At 71.2% G+C, this 21,405-nt stretch carries 17 protein-coding genes and 2 tRNA genes; 14 read left to right on the forward strand and 5 right to left on the reverse strand.

The window, feature by feature from the left end:
* Positions 1 to 105 precede the first annotated feature (105 nt).
* Positions 106 to 1,149 carry an LLM class flavin-dependent oxidoreductase gene (locus ACIPKM_RS10915; protein WP_071302625.1) on the forward strand — a complete coding sequence of 348 codons (1,044 nt, stop codon included), beginning with the start codon at positions 106 to 108 and terminating at the stop codon, positions 1,147 to 1,149.
* Positions 1,150 to 1,328: 179 nt separating this feature from the next.
* On the opposite strand, the gene ACIPKM_RS10920 is transcribed toward ACIPKM_RS10915, so the two are convergent.
* The 3 genes from ACIPKM_RS10920 to ACIPKM_RS10930 form a co-directional block, all read right to left on the reverse strand.
* Positions 1,329 to 1,402: transfer RNA gene (locus tag ACIPKM_RS10920), tRNA-Pro, on the reverse strand.
* A 94-nt stretch (positions 1,403 to 1,496) separates the two neighbouring features.
* Entirely contained in the window at positions 1,497 to 2,453 is a 957-nt protein-coding gene (locus ACIPKM_RS10925; protein WP_070418410.1) for a metallophosphoesterase, read from the reverse strand.
* Complete coding sequence (locus tag ACIPKM_RS10930; RefSeq protein WP_070418411.1) at positions 2,450 to 5,011, reverse strand: transglycosylase domain-containing protein; 2,562 nt, start codon at positions 5,009 to 5,011, stop codon at positions 2,450 to 2,452. The genes ACIPKM_RS10925 and ACIPKM_RS10930 overlap by 4 nt, the downstream gene beginning before the upstream one ends.
* Before the next feature lie 50 nt (positions 5,012 to 5,061).
* Between ACIPKM_RS10930 and ACIPKM_RS10935 the strand changes: the two genes are divergently transcribed.
* Positions 5,062 to 5,220 (forward strand): hypothetical protein, encoded by a 159-nt coding sequence (locus ACIPKM_RS10935; protein WP_022907077.1) that lies wholly within the window; start codon positions 5,062 to 5,064, stop codon positions 5,218 to 5,220.
* Positions 5,217 to 5,678, forward strand: coding sequence for a RidA family protein (locus tag ACIPKM_RS10940; RefSeq protein ID WP_071295954.1), 462 nt, complete (start codon positions 5,217 to 5,219; stop codon positions 5,676 to 5,678). The genes ACIPKM_RS10935 and ACIPKM_RS10940 overlap by 4 nt, the downstream gene beginning before the upstream one ends.
* Positions 5,679 to 5,756: 78 nt before the next feature.
* Here ACIPKM_RS10940 and acs read toward each other — a convergent pair whose 3' ends face one another.
* The gene (gene acs, locus ACIPKM_RS10945) at positions 5,757 to 7,745 is read right to left on the reverse strand and encodes an acetate--CoA ligase (protein WP_071295955.1); all 1,989 of its coding nucleotides are present in this window, start codon (positions 7,743 to 7,745) and stop codon (positions 5,757 to 5,759) included.
* Between the two features lie 604 nt (positions 7,746 to 8,349).
* Here acs and ACIPKM_RS10950 point away from each other — a divergent pair.
* The 9 genes from ACIPKM_RS10950 (at position 8,350) to ACIPKM_RS10990 (ending at position 16,792) form a co-directional block, all read left to right on the forward strand.
* Entirely contained in the window at positions 8,350 to 9,348 is a 999-nt protein-coding gene (locus ACIPKM_RS10950) for a TadA family conjugal transfer-associated ATPase (RefSeq protein WP_083403414.1), read from the forward strand.
* 8 nt (positions 9,349 to 9,356) lie between these two features.
* Positions 9,357 to 10,193, forward strand: a complete 837-nt coding sequence (locus tag ACIPKM_RS10955; protein WP_402736719.1) for a type II secretion system F family protein — start codon at positions 9,357 to 9,359, stop codon at positions 10,191 to 10,193.
* 108 nt (positions 10,194 to 10,301) lie between these two features.
* The gene (locus tag ACIPKM_RS10960; RefSeq protein ID WP_070418415.1) at positions 10,302 to 10,508 is read left to right on the forward strand and encodes a DUF4244 domain-containing protein; all 207 of its coding nucleotides are present in this window, start codon (positions 10,302 to 10,304) and stop codon (positions 10,506 to 10,508) included.
* Between the two features lie 49 nt (positions 10,509 to 10,557).
* Entirely contained in the window at positions 10,558 to 10,863 is a 306-nt protein-coding gene (locus ACIPKM_RS10965) for a TadE family type IV pilus minor pilin (protein WP_402736720.1), read from the forward strand.
* 440 nt (positions 10,864 to 11,303) lie between these two features.
* The gene (gene topA, locus ACIPKM_RS10970) at positions 11,304 to 14,096 is read left to right on the forward strand and encodes a type I DNA topoisomerase (RefSeq protein WP_402736779.1); all 2,793 of its coding nucleotides are present in this window, start codon (positions 11,304 to 11,306) and stop codon (positions 14,094 to 14,096) included.
* Positions 14,093 to 14,728 (forward strand): dTMP kinase, encoded by a 636-nt coding sequence (gene tmk, locus ACIPKM_RS10975; protein WP_402736721.1) that lies wholly within the window; start codon positions 14,093 to 14,095, stop codon positions 14,726 to 14,728. The genes topA and tmk overlap by 4 nt, the downstream gene beginning before the upstream one ends.
* 25 nt (positions 14,729 to 14,753) lie before the next feature.
* Positions 14,754 to 15,896: a DNA polymerase III subunit delta' gene (locus ACIPKM_RS10980; RefSeq protein ID WP_402736722.1), complete on the forward strand. Its 1,143-nt coding sequence runs from the start codon at positions 14,754 to 14,756 to the stop codon at positions 15,894 to 15,896.
* Positions 15,897 to 16,030: 134 nt separating this feature from the next.
* The gene (locus ACIPKM_RS10985) at positions 16,031 to 16,675 is read left to right on the forward strand and encodes a TetR/AcrR family transcriptional regulator (RefSeq protein ID WP_402736723.1); all 645 of its coding nucleotides are present in this window, start codon (positions 16,031 to 16,033) and stop codon (positions 16,673 to 16,675) included.
* Between the two features lie 44 nt (positions 16,676 to 16,719).
* Positions 16,720 to 16,792 (forward strand) — tRNA-Thr (locus ACIPKM_RS10990).
* Positions 16,793 to 16,969: 177 nt separating this feature from the next.
* Here ACIPKM_RS10990 and ACIPKM_RS10995 read toward each other — a convergent pair.
* The gene (locus ACIPKM_RS10995; protein WP_071295961.1) at positions 16,970 to 18,649 is read right to left on the reverse strand and encodes an HAD family acid phosphatase; all 1,680 of its coding nucleotides are present in this window, start codon (positions 18,647 to 18,649) and stop codon (positions 16,970 to 16,972) included.
* A 168-nt stretch (positions 18,650 to 18,817) separates the two neighbouring features.
* On the opposite strand from ACIPKM_RS10995, the gene ACIPKM_RS11000 reads away from it, so the two are divergent.
* Both ACIPKM_RS11000 and dacB read left to right on the forward strand, forming a co-directional pair.
* Positions 18,818 to 19,798, forward strand: coding sequence for a Gfo/Idh/MocA family protein (locus tag ACIPKM_RS11000; RefSeq protein ID WP_402736724.1), 981 nt, complete (start codon positions 18,818 to 18,820; stop codon positions 19,796 to 19,798).
* A 99-nt stretch (positions 19,799 to 19,897) separates the two neighbouring features.
* Complete coding sequence (gene dacB / locus ACIPKM_RS11005; protein WP_083413913.1) at positions 19,898 to 21,391, forward strand: D-alanyl-D-alanine carboxypeptidase/D-alanyl-D-alanine-endopeptidase; 1,494 nt, start codon at positions 19,898 to 19,900, stop codon at positions 21,389 to 21,391.
* Positions 21,392 to 21,405: the final 14 nt, after the last annotated feature.

Genomic DNA, 21,405 nt, shown 5'->3' on the forward strand with positions numbered 1-21,405 from the left:
GACGCGACCGTCTGCCGGACTGGAGGCGCGGGTCGGCGCCGACCCGCGCCTCCAGGCCCGCACGCGGTGCGGAATGCACGTCGGCCGGGTGGCGTTGGCGACTGCATGAGCGACGCATCCGTGCACCTGTCCGTCCTCGACCTCGCGACCCGCGAGTACGGCCAGTCCAACACCGAAGCCCTGCAGGGCTCCATCGACATGGCGGTGCACGCCGAGAAGCTCGGCTACGAGCGCTTCTGGGTCGCCGAGCACCACGGCATGCCGGGGATCACGTCCTCCGCGCCGGCGGTGCTGCTCAGCGCCGTGGGTGCCGCGACCTCCACCATCCGGATCGGTTCCGGCGGCGTCATGCTCCCGAACCACGCGCCGCTCGTCATCGCCGAGCAGTTCGGCACGCTCCGTGCGCTCTACGGCGACCGGGTCGACCTCGGCCTCGGGCGTGCCCCGGGCACCGACGGCGCGACCGCGATGGCGCTGCGCCGGACCGACCGGCTCGACGTCGACGACTTCCCCGACCGGCTGGCCGACCTGATCGGCTTCTTCACCGGGATGGACCCCTCGAACCCCCTCGCCAGGATCCAAGCGGTACCGGGCTACGGCGACGTGCCGGAGTTCTGGCTGCTCGGGTCCTCCGGGTACAGCGCGCAGGTCGCCGGTGCCCTCGGCGTCTCGTTCGCCTTCGCGCACCACTTCGCGTCGGACAACACCGAGGCCGCGCTCGCGCTCTACCGTGACTCCTTCCGGCCGTCGCGCTTCCGGCAGACCCCGAACGCGCTGATCGGCGTGCAGGTCGTCACCGACGAGGACCCCGCCGTGATCGACGAGCAGAGTGCTCCGGGCATGATCTCGTTCATCCGGATGCGGCAGGGCGCGAAGCCCGAGCCGGTGTCCATGGAGGAGGCCCGCGCGTACGAGTTCAGCGACCTCGAGCGGCGGTTCATCCAGGCACGGACCGAGCGTCAGGCGTACGGCACCGCGGACGAGGTCGCGGCGAAGATCAACGCGCTCGTGGCCTCGACCGGGGCGAACGGCGTGATCGTCGCTCCTGGCGCAGCCCAGGCGCGGTACCGGCACCAGGCGCTCGACGTGGTGGCGGGGCTGCACGCGGAGGGCCGGCTCGTGGCTGCGGGGGAGGGCGCGTCGGTCTGACGCGCCCGCGGGTACGCGCGCGCGCGGCCACTTCGTGAGCAGGAATGGTCGGGTCGCCGCACGCCACCCGACCATTTCTGCTCACGAACGCGCGAGCGCCCCCGGCCGACACACCACGCAAAGCAGAAGGCCCTGGTTCCGGAGAACCAGGGCCTTCTTCGTACTGTCTCAACACAGTGTCGGGGTGACAGGATTTGAACCTGCGACCTCCTCGTCCCGAACGAGGCGCGCTACCAAGCTGCGCCACACCCCGCGGTGTGGTCACTCCGTACCGGAGCAACCCCAGAAGTCTATCCGATGATCGGGGGTGGTCGTGACCATCCGGCGAACTCCCGGGCGCGTCGTGTTCAGTCCGTGCGGGCCGTCAGGGTGACCACGACGGCCTCGGGTCGGCAGGCGAAGCGGACCGGCGCGTAGATCGACGTGCCGAGGCCCGCAGAGACCTCGAGCCACGACCAGTGCCCACGGTGCTGCCACTTGTGCAGCCCGCTGACGTACCGACGCGGCAGGTCGCAGTTCGTGACGAGCGCGCCGACACCGGGGACCTGGACCTGTCCGCCGTGGGTGTGCCCGGCGAAGATGACGTCGGCGCCCTGGGTGACGAAGGCGTCGAGCACCCGGCGGTACGGCGCGTGGGTGATGCCGAGGGCGACGGGGGAGGGGCCGTCCTCGTCCTCCGACCAGGGCACGTCGCCGCGCATCTCGTCGACGTTGGTCGGCAGCAGGTCGAGTCGGTCCCAGTCGCGGTGGGCGTCGGACGTCCCGAACAGCTCGAACCGCGACCCGCGGAGTTCGATGGCGTGTGCCTGGTCGTTCACGTCGAGCCAGCCGAGGGACTCGAAGAACGCCGTCTGCCGGTCGATGTCGAGCTCGACCGGGCGGGTGCCGTGCTTGTGGGTGCTCGGACCGCCGAAGTACTTGAGCGGGTTGCGCGGCGTCGGCCCGTAGAAGTCGTTCGACCCGTACGCGAACGCCCCGGGGACGCCGCGGAACGGCTCGAGCGCGTACTCCACCGCAGCGTTGGCCGTGGGGTGCCCGAGGTTGTCGCCGGTGTTGACGATGAAGTCGGGCTCGACGAGGCTCAGGTCACGCAGCCACTGCTGCTTGTCGGCCTGCCACGGCGCCATGTGGATGTCGGACAGGTGCAGCACGGTGACGTCGCGCGACCCCGGCGGGAGCACCGGGATGGTCTCCCACCGGATGCCGAACCGACGTCGCTCGACGAGCGTGCCCCAGGCCGCCGACGCGGCACCGACGGCCGCGCCCGCTGCGATGACCCCCAGCGCAGCGCGACCGCGACTCACTTGCAGTCCTTGGGCGCCTTGCCGTTCTTGTCGCCGTAGAGGGTCAGCGTCACCGCGGAGTCCTTGCTCGCCGCAGCGTGCACGCCCGGGTCGACCGAGGCCACACGGCACGTCTTGCCGGCGCCGCCCTTGACGTACGAGTCGGAGATGCTCACGTTCGAGAACCCGAGCTCGTTGAGCTTCGATCGCGCTGTGTCCAGCGTTGCTCCGGCGATCGCGGGCATGACGATCTGCGAGCCGTCGGAGGTGTAGACGGTGACGCTCGAACCGCTCGAGAGCAGCGAGTTGGCCGACGGCGAGGTCGAGGAGACGGTGCCGGCCTTCGCGGAGCCCGGCTGCGCGCCGCCGTCCACGTAGGTGAACCCGGCGCCGGCGATCGCGGCCTTCGCCTCGGCAGCGGTCTTGCCGGTCACGTCCGGGACGGCCTTCGCGTTGCCGCGCAGGGCCGAGGACGACGGGTCCGTGAAGGCACCGGCCGGGTACAGCGCGTTCATCGGGGTCTGCGCCTGCCGCCAGACGTCCGCACGGGCGCTCGCGTAGGTGCCGCTGACACCGTTGCCGTAGTGACGGAGGTTGTTCTTGCCACCGTCGGTGTTGCCCTGCCAGTAGGCCGTGGCGACGCGGGTGCTCGACCCGACGAGCCAGATCTGGTCGGCGTCGTCGGTGGTGCCCGTCTTGCCGAACAGCTGGGTGCCGTCGTAGGTCTGGGCGCCGACCGCGGTACCGCCGGAGATCGTGCCCTTCATCGCGTAGACCGCGGTCTGCGCAACCGAGGGGTCGAGGACCTGCTTGCAGGCCTTCGGTTGGCCGCCGAGGCTCTTGCCCTCGGCGTTGGTGACGTTGTCGATCGCGATGGGCTCGCAGAAGGTGCCGTTGTTGGCGACACCGGCGTACGCGGCGGCCATCGTCAGCGGCGCGATGTTGTTCGTGCCGAGGATGGACGACGGGTACGAGTTGAGCTCGGTCTTGTCGTCACCGGAGTGCACGCCGAGGTCCTGCGCAGTCTGCTTGATGTCGCAGAGGTCGAGCTTGGCGGCCATCGAGGCGAACGCTGCGTTCACCGACAGCGCGGTCGCACGGGCGACGGTGTAGTTGCCGTTCTCACCCGCGGAGTCGTTCTTCGGCGCCCAGTTCGTGTAGCTCGGTTCGCCACAGTGCTGCCAGACGGCGGTGTTGTGCGGCGTCCCGTTCACGGTCTCGTTGAGGCCGTGGCCGGCCTTGAGCCACTGCAGCAGCGTGAAGAGCTTGTAGGTCGACCCGACCTGGAAGCCGATGCCGCCGCCGTACTTCTTGTCGACGCTGTAGTTGATCGACGTCGACGTCGGCGGGGACTGCAGCGACTGGTCGTAGTCCTTGTTCTGCGCCATCGTCAGGATGCGACCCGTGCCGACCTCGACCGAGTCGAGCGCTGCGCCGAGCTTGAAGTTCGTCTCGGCCTTGTTGTCGTAGGTGTTGAGCACCTGCTTCTGCTGCGCGTTGGCGTCGATGTCGAGCGTCGTCTGGATCTTGTAGCCGCCGTTGCGCCAGGCGGCGTCGCGCTCCTTCTGCGTGGCGCCGAGCTGCGACATCTCCTTGACGACCTGCACGGCGTAGTCGCAGAAGAACTGCGAGCCGTCGCCGACCGAGGCCTTGCAGCCCTGGGACGGCTGCGTCAGGTGGACGTAGTCCTTCGGGTTCGACTTGACGGCTTCGTCGTACTCGGCCTTCGTCAGGTGCTTCTGCGCGTACATCGACTTGAGGATGACGTTGCGGCGAGCGACGTTGGCGTCGTAGTACTTCGGGTTCGACAGGTTGCGCGTGTTCGGCGACTGCACGATCGCGAGGATCGAGGCGGCCTCGGCCGGGGTCAGGTCGGTCGCGCTCTTGTTGTAGTAGTGCTGCGCGGCGGCCTGCACGCCGTAGGTCTGGTCGCCGAAGTACGCGATGTTGAGGTACCCGGTGAGGATCTCCTTGTGGGTGTACTTCTTCGCGAGCCCGATCGCGAGCTTCATCTCCTCGAGCTTGCGGGGGATGGTCTGCTCGACCGCGTCGTTGTAGGCCTTGAGACGCTCTTCCGGAGTGGTGAGCTCGAGCGCCTGGTTCATCTTGATGTTGCGGACGAGCTGCATGGTCAGCGTCGACCCACCGCCCGACTCGCCGAGGCCGCCCGCGAGGGAGCCCACGCCCGCACGGACGAGCGAGGTCATGTCGACGCCGCCGTGGTCGTAGAAGCGCTTGTCCTCGCCGTCGATCGCCGCGTTCTTCAGCTGGTCGCTGATCTGGTCGAACTTCAGCTCCTGACGGTTCTGGTCGTAGACCGTCGCGAAGTGCACGCTCTTGCCGCCCTGGTACGCGTACAGCTCGTTGCGCTGCGGGAGGTCACCGATCTCGATGTACTCCGGCAGGGACTCGAACACGCCGATCGTCGACGTCGTCGTGACACCGGCGACCGCGATGGCCGGGGTGACACCGATCGTGACGAGCAGACCGGCGAGCACGCTGAAACCGACGAAACCGACGAAGGCGCCGACTGCAGAGACGGGCTTGGTCCGCGAGGCAGACGTCTTCTGGGCAGACATAGGATGCAGCCTAAACGACACCGCCGACTGAAAGGCTGGCAAGGATCTCCATGACTCGCTGGGAATACCTCACGACCCCGTTGATCATCCACAACACCACCGCCATCCTCAACAACTTCGGTGACGAGGGGTGGGAACTCGTCCAGGTCGTCACCGGCCCCGAGGGCGGCCTCGTCGCCTACCTGAAGCGCCCGAAGGCCGACGCATGACCGTCGCCGACCGGCTCGCCGAGCTCGGACTGACCCTGCCGGCGGTCGCGGCCCCCGTCGCGGCCTACGTGCCCGCCGTCGTCACCGGACGGTACGTCTACACGGCCGGTCAGCTGCCGTTCGTGGACGGTGCGCTGCCGGTCACCGGCAAGGTGGGCGGCACGGTCGACGCCGAGACCGCCACGGCCCAGGCGCGGGTGGCAGCACTCAACGCCCTCGCCGCCGTCGAGTCGGTCGCCGGTTCGCTCGACCGGGTCGCGCGCGTCGTCAAGGTCACGGTGTTCGTCGCGTCCGACGCGTCCTTCACCGGGCAGCCCGGCGTCGCGAACGGCGCGTCGACGCTCGTCGGCGACGTGTTCGGTGACGCCGGCGTCCACGCGCGGAGCGCGGTGGGCGTCGCCGTGCTCCCGCTGGACGCGCCGGTCGAGGTCGAGCTGGTGGTGGAACTCACCGACTGACGGACCGGCAGCAGCGCACGTCACGCGAGCCGCGCCTCCAGTCCGATCGGACAGGAGGCGCGGCTCGCGTCGTTCCGGCTACATGAGTTCCGAGATGGTCGCCATGATCGTCGGGTCGGCCAGCGTGGTCGTGTCGCCGATGCGACGGCCCTCGGCCGCGTCGCGGAGCAGGCGACGCATGATCTTGCCGGAGCGTGTCTTCGGCAGCTCGGGCACGATCACCACCTGCCGGGGCTTCGCGATGGCGCCGATGCGCTTGCCCACCCAGTTCCGGAGCTCCGCGGCCGCGGACTCGCGGTCGACGTCGGCCGCCGCCTCCGACGTGAGGATGACGTAGGCCACGACCGCCTGCCCGGTGGTCTCGTCGGCGGCACCGACGACCGCGGCCTCGGCCACGCCCTCGTGCCCGACGAGGGCCGACTCGATCTCGGCCGTCGACAGGCGGTGTCCCGACACGTTCATGACGTCGTCGACCCGACCCTGGATCCAGATGTCGCCCTGGCCGTCGAGCCGGGCGCCGTCGCCCGCGAAGTACCGACCGGGGAACCGTGACCAGTAGGTCTCGACGAAGCGGTGCGGGTCACCCCAGATGCCGCGCGCCATCGACGGCCACGGTTCGGTGATGGTGAGGTAGCCGCTCTCGCCGGGGTCGGCGCGGTGGCCGTCGTCGTCGACGATCTCGGCGACGATGCCCGGCAGCGGTGTCTGGGCGGCACCGGGCTTGAGCTTCGTGACGCCGGGCAGCGCGGAGATCATGATCGCGCCGGTCTCGGTCTGCCACCACGTGTCGACGATGGGCGTGCGGTCGTGGCCGATGACCTGGCGGTACCAGTTCCACGCCTCGGGGTTGATCGGTTCGCCGACGCTGCCGAGCAGTCGGAGGGTCTCGAGGCTGCGGGCCTCCGGGACCGCGCGGCCGGCCTTCATCGCGGCGCGGACCGCGGTCGGCGCGGTGTAGAGGACCGTGACGCCGTACGCGTCGACGATGTCCCACCAGCGGCCGGGCTTCGGCTCGTCCGGGGTGCCCTCGTAGAGCACCTGCGTGACGCCGTTCGCGAGGGGGCCGTAGACGACGTAGGAGTGCCCGGTGATCCAGCCGATGTCGGCGGTGCACCAGTAGACATCCTTCTCCGGGTGCATGTCGAACACGTTCTTGTGCGTGTACGCCGCCTGGGTCAGGTACCCGCCGGAGGTGTGCACGATGCCCTTCGGCTTCCCGGTCGTGCCCGAGGTGTAGAGGATGAAGAGGGGCGTCTCGGCGGGGAAGGCCTGCGCCTCGTGGGTGGGGTCCGCCTTCGCCAGTTCCTCGTGCCACCAGAGGTCGCGCTCGTTCCAGGCGATGTCGTTGCCGCCGCGCTTGACGACGAGGACGTGCTCGACGCTGTCGGTGCGCTCGCCCTCGAGCGCCTCGTCGACCGCGGGCTTGAGCGCGGACACCGCGCCACGGCGCCAGCCGCCGTCGGCCGTGACGACGAGCTTCGCGCCGGCGTCCTCGATGCGGGCGCGGAGGCTCTCCGCGCTGAAGCCACCGAACACGACCGAGTGCACGGCGCCGATGCGGGCGACGGCGAGCATCGTGACGACGGCCTCGGGGATGAGGGGGAGGTAGACGACGACGCGGTCGCCCTGCCCGACGCCGAGGTCGGTGAGCATGTTCGCGGCGCGCTGCACGTCGGCGGTCAGCTCGGCGTAGGTGATGCGTCGGGTGTCCCCGGGAGCACCCTCGAAGTGGATCGCCACCCGGTCGCCGTTGCCCGCGCGGACGTGCCGGTCGAGGCAGTTCTCGGCGACGTTGAGCGTGCCGTCGGCGAACCACTTCGCGAACGGGGCTCCGGACCAGTCGAGGGTCTGGGTGAACGGCGTCCGCCAGTCGAGGAGCGCGCGGGACTGGTCCGCCCAGAACGCCTCGCGGTCGGCGGAGGCGGCCTCGTGCAGGTCCTCGTGTGCGACGGCGTCGGCGACGAACTCCGGCGACGGGGGGAACGTGGCGTCTCGGCCTGCGTCCGGGGTGTCCGGGCTGCCGGGGGCTCCGTCGTTGCGGGGGTCGGTCTGGGTCGGAGCGGACATCGATGTCCTTTCGCGTCGTTGCGGCAGGGGTGCAGTCGGAGACTACCCCTCGGCATGGGCGCGGGTCGGCGGGGGCGCGTGCGGCCGTGGCGGTCCTGTTCGCTCTGGGCGTGCACCGCGGCACGCCCAGAAGTCCATCCGGGGGTTGCTTCCGGAGGCCGATCATGGGGTACAGTAGTTCCCGCTGGACTCGTTTCCGGCGGCAACGGTTCGGATTCCCCCCAATCCACCGATGTCAAGGCGGCACCTGTTCCCCCCAACCGGTGCCGCCTCTTCTCGTTTCCGGGCCGGTTCGTGCCACGGATGACCGCGCTCGTGGTCGGTGACACGCGTCGATCCGCGCGGGCATGCCGAAGCGTGGACAGACCTGTCCATGCTCCTGCATGGAACGGTGCGTCGGGTTGTTCGACACGTGTTGCACAAACGAACTCGGCACTGCTCGGCGGGCCGTAGCGTGCGGGTGTTCCGACGCTGGGACACCGAGTGGGGTACGGCATTGCGTGCCGGGGTACAAAACGGTCCGTTGCTCGCCGAGCGGGCAGCTCTCCACAGAAGGTGCAGTGGACCGCCGAACGGCGACGGCCGTTCCCTACTCTCTGGTCGCATGCACCGACACCGTGCCGACGCCCCGTTCCTGCCCGGCGCCACGCGACCGATCCGGAGTCGGGACGTCGTCGCCGCTGAGTTCGAGGAGCTCGCCGCGCTCGTCGGCGACGCGGGCGTCACCGACGTCCTCGTGGTCGGTGGCCGCGGGACGTGGGTCGACCGGGGGTGCGGGCTCGAACGAGCCGGACCCGAGCTGCCCGAACGGCGGGTGCGGGAACTCGCGACCGAACTCGTGGCACGGGGCGGGCGGCACGTCGACGAGACCACGCCCTGCGTCGACGTCCGGCACGGCGACGGCATCCGCGTGCATGTCGTGCTCGCACCCGTCTCCGTCGGCGGGACCGCGGTCTCGATCCGACTGCCCGCGCCGACCCGGCCGACCCTGCAGTCGCTCGAGGCGCTCGGAGCGTTCGCGCGCGTCCCTCGGTCGGTCCTCGAGCGAGCGGTCGACGAGCGCCGCAACGTGCTCGTCACCGGCGCGACCGGGAGCGGCAAGACCACCATGCTCGCCGCGATGCTGGCGGCCGTCCCGCCCGACGAGCGGATCGTCACCGTCGAGGACGTCGCCGAACTCCGGATCGACCACCCGCACGTCGTCACGCTCGAGGCCCGGCAGGCGAACGCCGAGGGCGCCGGTGCGCTCGGCCTCGACCGGCTCGTCCGCGAAGCGCTCCGCATGCGACCCGACCGCATCGTCGTCGGGGAGTGCCGGGGTGCCGAGGTCCGCGAGCTCCTCTCCGCCCTGAACACCGGGCACGACGGGGGAGCGGGGACGGTGCACGCCAACGGGATCGCCGACGTGGCGGCGCGGCTCGAGGCACTCGGTGCGCTCGCCGGGCTCGGGCCGGAGGCGCTCGCCCGGCAGGCGGTCAGTGCGCTCGACCTGGTGGTGCACGTCGAGCGGCACGCGGGTCGGCGGCGGTTGGGCGCGGTGGGTGCGTTCCGTGTCGGTCCGGACGGGAGGCTCGTGGTCCGTCCGGTGGACCGGTCGCGGTGAGACGGTCGGTGCGCCCACGGCGCGCGGCGCTCGACCCAGCGGCGGCGGCCCGGACGCTGGACCGGGTCGCGACGCTCGTCGCCGCCGGCGTCCCGCCCACGCGGGCGTGGGCACTGGTGGGCGGATTCCCGCAGGACGCCGGCCCCGCGTGGCAGGACGTCGCCGCCGTGCTCCGCGTCGCCGAACACACCGGGGCGCCGTCGGCGGGCACCGTCCGCGCACTCGCCGGAGCGCTCCGGCGGTCGGCGGCATCGGACCGCGCCGTCCTCGTGGCACTCGCCGGTCCACGAGCGAGCGCCCGGGTGGTGCTCGCGTTGCCGCTGCTCGGCCTCGCGCTCGGGTCGACCTGGGGATCGGGTGCCGTCCAGGTACTCGTGGCGTCGCCGATCGGCTGGACCTGCGTCGTCCTCTCCACCGCGCTGGTCGTGCTGGGGCGGGCGTGGACCGCGCGCCTCGTCCGTGCGGCGACGCCCGACGGGCACCTGCCGGGCGTGCTGCTCGACGCGTGGGCGGTCGCGGTGTCGGGTGGTGGGTCGTGGGCGGACGGGGGAGCGGCCGTGCGGACCGCCTTCGCCGACCGACCGTGCCGTGCCGCGGACGGCGAACACCTCCGGGAGGTCCTCGCACTCGCGCAGCGTGCCGGGGTCCCGGCCGCGTCGCTCCTCCGCGCGGCTGCCGAGGACGTCCGCGACGACGTCGCTGCCGCGGGCCTCGCCGCCGCGGAACGACTCGCGGTCCGGCTCGTCGTGCCGCTCGGGGTGTGCGTCCTCCCCGCCTTCGTGCTCGTCGGGGTCGTCCCCGTGGTGGTCGGGGTCCTCTCCTCCACCGTCGTCGACGTCGGCTGATCCTCCACAGATCCGGTGACCGGGCCTGTGCCGAGGGCGGCTCGCGGCGAGGCTGGTCGCATCGCATCGCATCGCATCGCATCGCACCACACCAGGAAGGACAGTCACATGACCGACACACCCAGCACGCACCGCCAGCCCCTCGGCGCCCGACTCCGGCGACGACTCGACGACGACCGGGGATCGGCGACGGCCGAGTACGCGGTGGTGATCCTCGCCGCCGTCGCGTTCGCCGGGGTCCTCGTCGCCGTGATGCGCTCCGGAGAAGTGCAGAGCATCCTCACGGAACTCGTCCGTGGTGCCCTGTCCCTCTGACCCGTACGCGGCTGACCCGCGCCCGGCGGCGGACGGGGAGCGCGGCACCGTGAGCGTCGAGTTCGCGGTCGTGCTCCCCGTCGTGGCACTCGTCCTGACCTCGCTCGTCGCCGCGGTGCTCGTCGTCGACGGCCTCGGTCGCCTCCAGCTCGCGGCGGCCACGGCGGCACGAGCGTTCGGTCGCGGGGACGACGAGGCCGGGCGCGCAGCCCTCGAGCACCTCGCACCCGGGGCCGGCATGACGGTGCACCGCGACGGTGGTGTCGTCTGCGTCCGGGCAGCACGAGGGCCCGTGGGGCCGTTCGAGGCCGTCCCGCTCCGTGCCACCGGCTGCGCTGCGGAGGACGGACGGTGAACGAGCGCGGGTCCGCCACCGTCCTCCTCTCGGCGGTCGTCGGCGTCGTCCTCGTCGTCCTGACGGCGGCGCTCGCCGGAGCCGGACTGCGCGTGGCCACGATCCGCGCCCAGGCCGCTGCCGACGCCTCGGCGCTCGCCGCCGCGGCGGCCCTCGTCGGGCTCGTCCCGGGCGAACCCTGTTCCGTCGCGACGCGCGTGGCAGCGCGGAACCAGGCAGCCCTCGACACCTGCGTTACGGCTGCCTCCGCCGCCCGGGTCCGGGTCGTGGTCGGCGGCGGACCGTTCGCCGTGGGCGCAGTCGCAGTCGCCGGTCCGGCGGACGACCAGCCCGAACACTATGTGTATGGTGTGCCTGTCGGCCCCCGGTCATCGGTGCCCCGGTCGACCCGGACGCGCTCGTCGTCCAGGGCCGACGCGCACCATCGATCAAGGAGACACGTGCCAGGCACGAAGAAGCTCGTCATCGTCGAGAGCCCCGCGAAGGCCAAGACGATCGCGCAATACCTCGGTGACGGATACGAGGTCCAGGCGTCCGTCGGACACATCCGGGACCTCGTCGAGCCCAAGAACCTGCCGGCGGAGCTCAAGAAGGGCTCGCTCGGCAAGTTCTCGGTGGACGTCGACAACGGCTTCGAGCCCTACTACGTCGTCTCGGACGCGAAGAAGAAGACCGTCTCCGAGCTGAAGCGTGCGCTCAAGGAAGCCGACGAGCTCTACCTCGCAACTGATGAGGACCGCGAGGGCGAGGCCATCGCGTGGCACCTGCTGCAGGTCCTCAAGCCCAAGGTGCCGGTCAAGCGCATGGTCTTCCACGAGATCACGAAGGAGGCGATCCAGCGCGCGCAGGAAGCCACCCGTGAACTCGACACCGCGCTCGTCGACGCGCAGGAGACCCGCCGCATCCTCGACCGTCTCTACGGGTACGAGGTCTCGCCCGTGCTCTGGCGCAAGATCGGTCCGGGGCTCTCGGCCGGTCGCGTGCAGTCCGCTGCCACGCGTCTCGTCGTCGACCGTGAGCGCGAACGCCTCGCCTTCGTGTCCGCCAACTACTGGGACCTCAGCGCGCGCTTCGAGAAGGAGGGCGACGCCGCCTTCACCGCTCGACTCGCGCGGGTCCAGGGGACCCGGGTCGCCTCCGGTCGTGACTTCGACGACCGCGGTTCCCTGAAGGGCGAGGCCGTCCGCCTCGACGAAGCCGCCGCGGCCGCGCTCACCACCGTGCTCGAGCGTGCCGGTGACGCCACCGTCCGCAGCGTCGAGTCGAAGCCCTACACGCGCCGCCCGGCAGCACCGTTCACCACGTCGACCATGCAGCAGGAAGCGGCGCGCAAGCTCCGCCTCTCGCCGCGGCAGACCGCCCGTGCGGCGCAGACGCTGTACGAGAACGGCTACATCACCTACATCCGTACGGACTCGGTCAACCTGTCGAAGCAGGCGCTCGACGCCGCTCGCAAGCAGGCGGCAGACCTCTACGGCGCCGCGACCGTGCCGGACAAGCCGCGCGTCTACGCGAGCAAGAGCAAGAACGCGCAGGAAGCGCACGAGGCGATCCGCCCCGCCGGCGACACCTTCCGCACCCCGTCGCAGCTCGAGGGGACGCTGACCGGTGTCGAGTGGCGCCTCTACGACCTCATCTGGAAGCGCACCATCGCGTCGCAGATGGCGGACGCCAAGGGCTCCACGGCGTCGATCGTGCTCGGCATCTCCTCCGGGGAGTCCGTCGAGGGCATCCCGGCCACGGCGAACGGCACCGACGCCGAGTTCACGGCGTCCGGTACGGTCATCACCTTCCGCGGGTTCCTCAACGCCTACGAAGAGGGCAAGGACGAGGACCGCCACGAGTCCTCGGACCGCTCGGGCAACGACGTGGCGCTGCCGGACGTCAAGGAAGGCGAGCACCTCGCCGTCGACGACGTCGTCGCGAAGGGGCACGACACCACCCCGCCGCCGCGCTACACCGAGGCGAGCCTCATCAAGACGCTCGAAGACCTCGACATCGGTCGCCCGTCGACCTTCCCGACGATCAGCCCGACGATCATCGACCGCGGCTACGTGTCGCTGCGCGGGACCCAGCTCGTGCCGAACTGGATCGCGTTCAGCGTGGTCCGGCTGCTCGAGGAGTACTTCGGTGACCTCGTGCAGTACCAGTTCACGGCCGACATGGAAGCCGACCTCGACCGGATCGCGAACGGCGACGCCGACCGGGTCGACTGGCTCAAGGAGTTCTACTTCGGTGGTAGTGACCAGCGCGGGCTCCGCACGGTCATCGACAACCTCGGCGAGATCGATGCGCGTGAGATCAACTCCGTCGAACTGGCGCCGGGGCTGACCCTCCGCATCGGTCGCTACGGCCCCTACATCGAGGTGCCGAGCGACGACCCCGAGAAGCCCCGTCGCGTCAACGTGCCCGAGGACCTCGCTCCCGACGAGCTCACCGCCGAGAAGGCCCGCGAGCTCGTGGACGCCCCGGTGCTCGGGGACCGCGTCGTCGGCATCAACCCCGAGACCGGAAAAGAGGTCCTCGCGAAGGACGGCCGGTTCGGTCCGTACGTGACCGAGCGCACCCCGGAGCCGGAACCCGCGGTCGACGCCGCGACGGGCGAGGTGCTCGACGCGCAGGCCACGCCGGCCGCCGCCGAGGCGGAGCCCGCAGCGAAGACCACCGCGAAGGGTGCCGCGAAGAAGGCTCCGGCGAAGAAGACCACGAAGAAGCCCGCGGCGCCCAAGGAGCGCACGGCGTCCCTCTTCAAGTCGATGGACCCGCAGACGGTCGACCTCGAGACGGCGCTGAAGCTGCTCGACCTGCCGCGGGTCGTCGGCAAGGACCCCGAGTCCGGCGACGACATCACCGCGCAGAACGGCCGCTACGGTCCGTACCTCAAGAAGGGCACGGACACCCGGACCCTGCCGGGCGAGGACGCGATCTTCGACATCGACCTCCCCGGTGCGCTCGAGCTCTTCGCCCAGCCCAAGTACGGCGGCCGCAGCTCGGCGAGCGCAGCGCTCAAGGAGTTCGACGCCGACCCGGTGTCCGGCAAGCCGATCAAGATGAAGGACGGCCGGTTCGGTCCGTACGTCACGGACGGCGAGACCAACGCGACGATCCCGCGCGGCGAGGACGTCGAGGCCGTCGACCACGCCCGCGCCGTGCAGCTCATCGCGGACAAGCGTGCCAAGGGACCGGTGAAGAAGAAGGCACCGGCGCGGAAGCCGGCGGCCAAGAAGAAGTGACCGGCCGGTTCATCACGCTCGAGGGCGGCGACGGTGCGGGCAAGACGACGCAGGCGGAGCTGCTGACCGCCTGGCTCGAGGAGCACGGCCGGACCGTGGTGCGCACCCGTGAACCGGGCGGCACCGACCTCGGCACGCGGATCCGCGAGATCGTCCTGCACGAGCGCGGCCACGTCGCGCCTCGGGCTGAGGCCCTGCTGTACGCGGCCGATCGCGCGCACCATGTCGAGACCCTCGTCCGCCCCGCCATCGCCCGCGGCGACGTGGTGCTGCAGGACCGGTACATCGACTCCTCGGTGGCGTACCAGGGTGTCGCGCGCGGCCTCGGCGCCGAGCACATCCGTTCGGTGTCGGACTGGGCGTCGGACGGGCTCACGCCGGACCGCACGATCCTGCTCGACCTCGACGTCACCGTCGGGCGTGCGCGGGTGGCCGCGGCGCGCGGCGACACCTTCGACCGACTCGAGTCCGAGGCCGAGACGTTCCACGAGACGGTCCGCCAGGCGTTCCTCGACATGGCCGCCGCCGAGCCCGAGCGCTTCCTCGTGGTGGACGCGTCCGCCCCGGCCGCGGACGTCCAGCGCGCGATCCGTTCCGCGGTCGCTCCACTGGTCGGGATCGTCGAGGGATGACGGTGGCGGCTGGCAGGATGATCCCGTGAGCGTGTGGGACGGCCTGACTGGGCAAGAGGAAGCGGTCGCGTCGCTCCGCAACGCGGCCGAGTCGCCCGACGGCACCGGTGGCATGACACACTCGTGGCTGATCACCGGGCCTCCCGGCTCCGGCCGGTCGAACGTCGCGTCCGCCTTCGCCGCCGCACTCGTCGGCAACGGTCCGGACGACGACCACACGCTCCAGCAGATCACCGCGAAGACCCACCCGGACGTCTCGGTCCTGACGACGCAGCGGGTCATCATCACCATCGACGAGATCCGGCAGCTCGTCACGTCGTCGCACTACTCGCCCTCCGTCGGCCGGTACCGCGTGGTGATCATCGAGGACGCGGACCGCATGACGGAACGCACGTCGAACCTGCTCCTCAAGGCGCTCGAGGAACCGCCGGAGCGCACCGTGTGGATCCTCTGCGCCCCGAGCGAGGCCGACCTGCTGCCGACGATCCGGTCGCGCGTGCGGTCGGTCCGCCTCCGCGTGCCGGGCATCGAGTCCGTCGCAGACCTGCTCGTCGCCCGGACCGGTGTGGACCGCGTCCTCGCGATGGACGCCGCACGCCAGGCGCAGAGCCACATCGGCATGGCACAGCGTCTGGCGACCAGCGAGGACGCCCGCGACCGTCGACGCCGCACGCTCAGCACGGTGCTCGGCGTCCGGACCGTCGGAGACGCCGTGATGGCCGCCGCCGACCTGCTCGCCGTCGCCGACGAGGACGCCAAGGCGATCACGCAGCAGCGCGACGCCGAGGAACGCGACGCCGCGATGCGCTCGCTCGGCGTCGAGCCCGGCGGCACGATCCCGCCGGCACTCCGTTCGCAGCTGCGCCTGCTCGAGGAAGACCAGAAGCGTCGGGCGACGCGGAGCCTCCGGGACGGGCTGGACCGGATCCTCGTTGATGTTTCGTCGCTGTACCGTGACCTGTTGCTGCTCGGACTCGGGGCGCCGGCGGAACCGGTGAACCTCGCGATGCGGGAACAGCTCGACCACGCACTGCAGTCGGTGACCCCGGCCGCTGCGCTCGAGGTGCTCGACGCCATCGCGCTCGCTCGGCAGCGCATCGCCGCGAACGTGGCGGCCCTCCTCGCGCTCGAGGCGCTGCTCGTCACCATCGCCCGCGCGCGCCGCTGACCCGCGCCCTGGGCGGGACCACCTGCCCGAGGTGAGACGCAGGACGCGCTCGCACCGCGCCTCCAGGCCGTCCCGAACCGCACCCTGTGACGTTCCCCATCCGCCTGCGCCCCCGCGCATGGGACAATCACCGCATGTCCGACGCAGAACCCGGCCTGCGCGAGCGGAAGCGCCGCGCCACCCGACTCGCGATCCAGCAGGCCGCGCTCCGCATCGCGATCGAGGAGGGGCTCGCGGCGGTGACGGTCGACGAGATCTCGCGGCGTGCGGACGTGTCGCCGCGGACGTTCTTCAACTACTTCCCGAACAAGGAAGGTGCGATCCTCGGCGACGATCCCACGCTGCCGGACGACGACACCCTCGCGGACTTCGTGGCCGGTGGGCCGACGGGGGACCTGCTCGCCGACCTCGGGGCATTGCTCGTGCACTCGACGCGCGAACTCATCGAGGAACGTGGGCTGATCGAGGAACGGCAGCAGGTGCTCCGCGCCGCGCCGGAGCTCTTCAGTCGGCGGATGGAGTCGATGAAGGAGTTCCAGGCGGCGATCGAGGGGGCCGTCGTGGCGCGCTTCGCGGCAGCTGCGGACGGAGCTCCGGACGCCTACGGCGAGACCCCGGAGCGGCGTCGTCGGGCGCGGCTGGCGTCCCTCGTGGCGTTGGCTGCGCTGCGGCACGCGTGGTGGGAGTGGTCGGACGCGGGGTCGGACACCCACCTCGTCGACGAGCTCGAACGGTCGTTCGCCGACCTCGACGCGCTCGTTTCGCGTTCGCTCGTCTGAACCTGTATAGTCGTGTCCCGTGCCGCTCCGGCAACGGAGCGTCCGCCGCCTTAGCTCAGTCGGCAGAGCGATTCACTCGTAATGAATAGGTCGTCGGTTCGATTCCGACAGGCGGCTCCGAGAAGCCCCGGTCAGACAGTGTCTGACCGGGGCTTTCTGCTTCGCGGGCCGGGCGCCGGGCCCAAGCCGCGCCGGGCGCCGGGCCCGAGCCGGGCGCCGGGCGCCGGGCGCCGGGCCCGAAGCCGGGTCGGGCGCCTGCGCACCGGGCCGGGCCCGGCCCGGCCCGACCCGGCCTCAGGGCAGGTAGTACGTCGGGTTCGGCAGCTTCACGCTCCGGTCCGCCGACCCACCGAGCAGGTCGCTGTACTGGTCGCCGAAGTTCGCCACCACGTCGTACCGCCCACCCGAGCGCGACTCGATGTGCGCTCGGGTCTGCGACTTGTACTCGACGGTGGTGCACTTCGCCGTGGCGCAGGTGATGTACGACGGCTGCTGCGAGGCACCGACGCCGGTCCACTTCGTGTAGTACGTCTGCGTCCCGCGCTGCGTCGCCGCGAACTGCGGGTACCCGACCTTCTGCAGGTTCTCGATCGTGGCGGTCTTCTGGTCGTCGTTGCGCCCGGTGAGCCCGATGATCGTGCAGCCGGAGCGCTGGGCGATCGACACGAGCGAGGTCATCGACGGGGTGGCGGGGAAGCGCTCGTCCTGCACCCACTCGTCCTGGCGGGCGGGATCGAACACGAAGTGCATGTCGGCGACCTCCATGTCGTAGGTCCACAGGGTGGTGTCGTCGGCGTCGAGCACGATGGCGGGGTTGCGGTGGAGCTTCCGGCCGACGGCGCACTGAGCGGCGACGACGGGAGCCTGCTTCCGGACGATGGACCGCATCTCGCGGATGTACGGGGAGTCGGTGCGGTTGGCGAGGCCGGTGCCGGGGTCGCCGTAGTACGTCGCGATGGTCGACTTCACGGAGTCGATGTTCGGGATGCCCTCGCCGCTCTGGGTGGCGCCGGAGGAGCCGTCCGCGGCCATGGTGAAGTGCGTGCGGGGCGTCAGGCGCGGCTCGGACACTCCGGGCAGGTCGGCCGAGGGAAGGTAGTAGGTCGGGTTCGGCAACTTCACGGAGCGGTCGGCGTACCCGCCCTGCAGGTCGCTCCACTGGTCACCGACGTTGAGCGCGATGTCGTAGCCGAGGTCCTGCTCGATGTGCTTCCGCGTGAGCGCCTTGTACTCGACGGTCGTGCACTTCGCCGTGGCGCAGGTGATGTACGACGGCTGCTGGGACGCACCGACCCCGGTCCACTTCGTGAAGAAGCGGTCCTGGGTGAACGCGGTGTAGCCGACCTTCGACAGGTTCTGGACGGTGGCGGCCTTCTGGTCGTCGTTCCGACCGGTGAGTCCGAAGACCGTGAACCCGAGCGACTGCGCCCGGTTCACGAAGCCGACCATCGACGGCGTCGCGGGGAAGCGCTCGTCCTGCACCCACTCGTCCTGGCGGGCCGGGTCGAACACGAAGTGCATGTCCGCGACCTCCATGTCGTAGGTCCACAGCGTCGTGTCGTCGGCGTCGAGGACGATCGCGGGCTTCTCGCCGCGACGGACCGCGGCGTCGTGGATGCGCTGCAGCTGGGCGCTCTGCCGGTCGACGATGGACCGCATCTCGCGGATGTAGGGGGAGTCGGTGCGGTTCGCGAGTCCGGTGCCGGGGTCGCCGTAGTACGTCGCGATGGTCTTCTTGACCGAGTCGATGTTCGGGATGCCCTCGCCGCCCTGGCTCGCGCCGGAGGAACCGTCGGCCGCCATCGTGAACTGCGTCCGGGGCTGCAGTCCCGCGTCGGCCGAGTGTCCCGGCGGTGCCCAGCCGTGTCCGGGCGATCCCCAGCCGTGCGCGGTCGCCGGGGTGACACCGACGAGGGTCGAGGTGATGACGATGGCCGCGCTCGTGGCGACGACGGACAGGACGGATCGGCGCATGGAGGACCTGATCGCTTTCTGCTGGGGGAGCGGCCGTCGGACGCGACCGCGGGACCCCCGTTCAGGGGGTGCAGCAGCACGCTAGCTGGCAATCACCAGTGCAGTCCATACCAAAGTGCTGCGGGCGGACAGCGGTGTGCCGAGCATGGCCCCTGGTAGACAGGTCCCATGACGGTTCGCTGGGGAGTCATCGGTACGGGCGGCATCGCACGCTCCTTCGTGGGCGACTGCACGGCCGCGGGGGTCGAGTTCGTCGCGGTCGGCAGCCGGACGCTCGCGAGCGCCGAGACGTTCGCGGCCGAGTTCGGGATCCCGCGGGCGCACGGCTCCTACGAGGACCTCGTCGCCGACGACGGCGTCGATGCCGTGTACGTCGCGACACCGCACTCGCGGCACGCGGCCGACGCACTGCTCGCCATCGAGGCCGGCAAGCACGTCCTCGTCGAGAAGGCCTTCACGATCACGGCGGACGAGGCCCGCCTGGTGGTCGACGCCGCCCGGCGCGCCGACGTCGCCGTCATGGAGGCGATGTGGACGCGCTTCCTCCCGCAGATGTCGATGATCCGCGAGCTCGTGGCCGAGGGCCGCATCGGGCGGGTCCGGCTCGTCGAGGCGACGCACCACCAGGCGCTGCCGTCCGACCCGGCACACCGGTTGAACGACCCGGCACTCGGCGGTGGTGCGATGCTCGACCTCGGCATCTACCCGATCTCGTTCGCGGTCGACGTCCTCGGCGTCCCCACGTCGGTCGTCGCCGCGGGCACCCTGAGCGAGCAGGGCGTCGACACCCAGATGGGCCTGGTGCTGACGCACGAGGGCGGGTCGCAGTCGATGCTCCACTTCGGGCTCGACCTCCGCAGTCCGAACACCGCCTCGGTCATCGGCGAGGACGGCCGCATCGACCTGGACTCGACGTGGTTCACGCCGACGACCTGGCGGCTCCGCGACCGCGACGGGAACGTCGTCGAGGAGTTCGACGGGCGCGAGGAGCTCACCGGCTACGCGCACGAGGTCCGCGCGTTCGAGTCGATGGTCGAGTCCGGCACCCACGAGGGCGGTCCGATGGACCCCGAGGAGACGGTCGCGATCATGGCGCTCATGGACGAGGCCCGCCGACAGGTCGGCGTCCGGTACCCGGCCGACGGCTGACGCGACCGACCGACGGCTGACGTCCGGCAGGGCGCGGAACGTCCGGATCCGGAAAGTGGGCCTGGAGGCTCCTCCCGCAGTTCCGTAGGATCGTTCGCGATGTCCGACCAGCAGCCTTCACCGCGCGGCGTCGCGGACCGCCTCCGCGACGCGCGCACCGCCGTCCGCGCCTCGTTCGCCCGCCGCCCGGTGCCGTGGATCGCGGGTGGCCTCGCGACCGTGCTCGTGCTCGGGTCCGGCGGTGCCGTGGCCGTGGCGGCGGCGACGATGCCGACCCCGACGACCACGGCGGCCGCGACGGCGTCCGCCACCGCGTCGAGCAGCCCCGCACCGACGACGGCCGCCCCGACACCGACACCGACGCCGAGCGGCCGCACGGTGCCGGACGACGCCGCGGGTCCCTCCGCCCTCCGGACCTGCACGATCACGAACGCCGCCTCGGCGAGCGGCCTCGGCGCGTTCGAGGGGTACGTCATGAACGCGAAGACCGGCGAGGTGCTGTTCTCGCGCAACGGTGACGAGGCCGCACAGACCGGCAGCGTGATGAAGACCCTGACGACGGCGACCGCGCTGGCCGTCCTCGGCGGCGACCACCGCATCCCGACCACCGTGACGAAGGAGTCCGGCGGTGCGATCGCCCTCGTCGGCCACGGTGACGCCACGCTCTCGGCAGGTGGAGCGACGGTGTACCCGGGCGCCCCGACGCTCGCGCAGCTCGCCCAGCAGGTGAAGGCGAAGCTCGGCAACACCCCGGTGACGACGATCGTCACGGACGACACGTACTGGAACGACGCCGACGCCTGGGACCCCACCTGGCCGGTGAGCGAGCGGACGATCGGCTACCAGCCGAACGTCACGGCGCTCATGGTCGACGGTGACCGCGCGAACCCGGGTGCCCAGACCTCGCCGCGCTCCACCGACCCGGTCGGTCGCGCCGGGGACCTGTTCCGCACGGCCCTCGCGAACGCCGGGGTCGCCGGTGCGGGGAACGCGCAGATCGTCAAACGTGCCACGACCAGCACGGACACGATCGCCACGGTCTCCTCGCAGCCGGTGTCGACGCTCATCGGGCAGATGATCCCGAACTCGGACAACACCCTCGCCGAGATGCTCGCGCGGATCTCGTCGAAGGAGTCCGGCTCGGACGGCTCCGCAGCCTCGCTGACCGCCGTGTACCAGGCAGCCCTGAAGTCGTACGGCGTCGACCCGGCCGGCATCGTCATCAAGGACGGCTCGGGGGAGAGCGCCGCGAACGCCGTGTCGCCGAACTTCGTCGCGCACCTCATGGTGCAGGTCGCCGCCGGTGCGAAGGGCCTCGGGACGCTCGCGAACGCCCTGCCGGTGTCCGGGCAGTCCGGCACGCTGGCCAGTCGGTTCACCGGGGCGAACGCGGTCGCCCGGGGCAAGGTGCACGCGAAGACCGGGTGGATCGACAGCGCGAACACCCTCGGCGGCTACATCGACGCGGCCGACGGGACCCGCCTGACGTTCGCCTTCTACGCGATCGGGTCCTCGCGGGCTGCGGCGCTGCCCGCACTCGACGCGGTGACGGCGGCGACGTACTCGTGCGGGAGCAGGCTCACCGGCTCCTGAGGCCGCGGGTGTTG

Origin of the sequence: Curtobacterium sp. NPDC086286 (assembly GCF_044746255.1) — a bacterium.
Classification (GTDB): domain Bacteria; phylum Actinomycetota; class Actinomycetes; order Actinomycetales; family Microbacteriaceae; genus Curtobacterium.

Bases quoted from the DNA above. Each gene is read 5' to 3' on its own strand.
- ACIPKM_RS10915 (WP_071302625.1), top strand. From the start codon at position 106: ATGAGCGACGCATCCGTGCACCTGTCCGTCCTCGACCTCGCGACCCGC.
- ACIPKM_RS10930 (WP_070418411.1), bottom strand. From the start codon at position 5,011: ATGTCTGCCCAGAAGACGTCTGCCTCGCGGACCAAGCCCGTCTCTGCA.
- ACIPKM_RS10935 (WP_022907077.1), top strand. From the start codon at position 5,062: ATGACTCGCTGGGAATACCTCACGACCCCGTTGATCATCCACAACACC.
- ACIPKM_RS10940 (WP_071295954.1), top strand. From the start codon at position 5,217: ATGACCGTCGCCGACCGGCTCGCCGAGCTCGGACTGACCCTGCCGGCG.
- acs (WP_071295955.1), bottom strand. From the start codon at position 7,745: ATGTCCGCTCCGACCCAGACCGACCCCCGCAACGACGGAGCCCCCGGC.
- ACIPKM_RS10950 (WP_083403414.1), top strand. From the start codon at position 8,350: ATGCACCGACACCGTGCCGACGCCCCGTTCCTGCCCGGCGCCACGCGA.
- ACIPKM_RS10960 (WP_070418415.1), top strand. From the start codon at position 10,302: ATGACCGACACACCCAGCACGCACCGCCAGCCCCTCGGCGCCCGACTC.
- ACIPKM_RS10985 (WP_402736723.1), top strand. From the start codon at position 16,031: ATGTCCGACGCAGAACCCGGCCTGCGCGAGCGGAAGCGCCGCGCCACC.
- ACIPKM_RS10995 (WP_071295961.1), bottom strand. From the start codon at position 18,649: ATGCGCCGATCCGTCCTGTCCGTCGTCGCCACGAGCGCGGCCATCGTC.
- ACIPKM_RS11000 (WP_402736724.1), top strand. From the start codon at position 18,818: ATGACGGTTCGCTGGGGAGTCATCGGTACGGGCGGCATCGCACGCTCC.
- dacB (WP_083413913.1), top strand. From the start codon at position 19,898: ATGTCCGACCAGCAGCCTTCACCGCGCGGCGTCGCGGACCGCCTCCGC.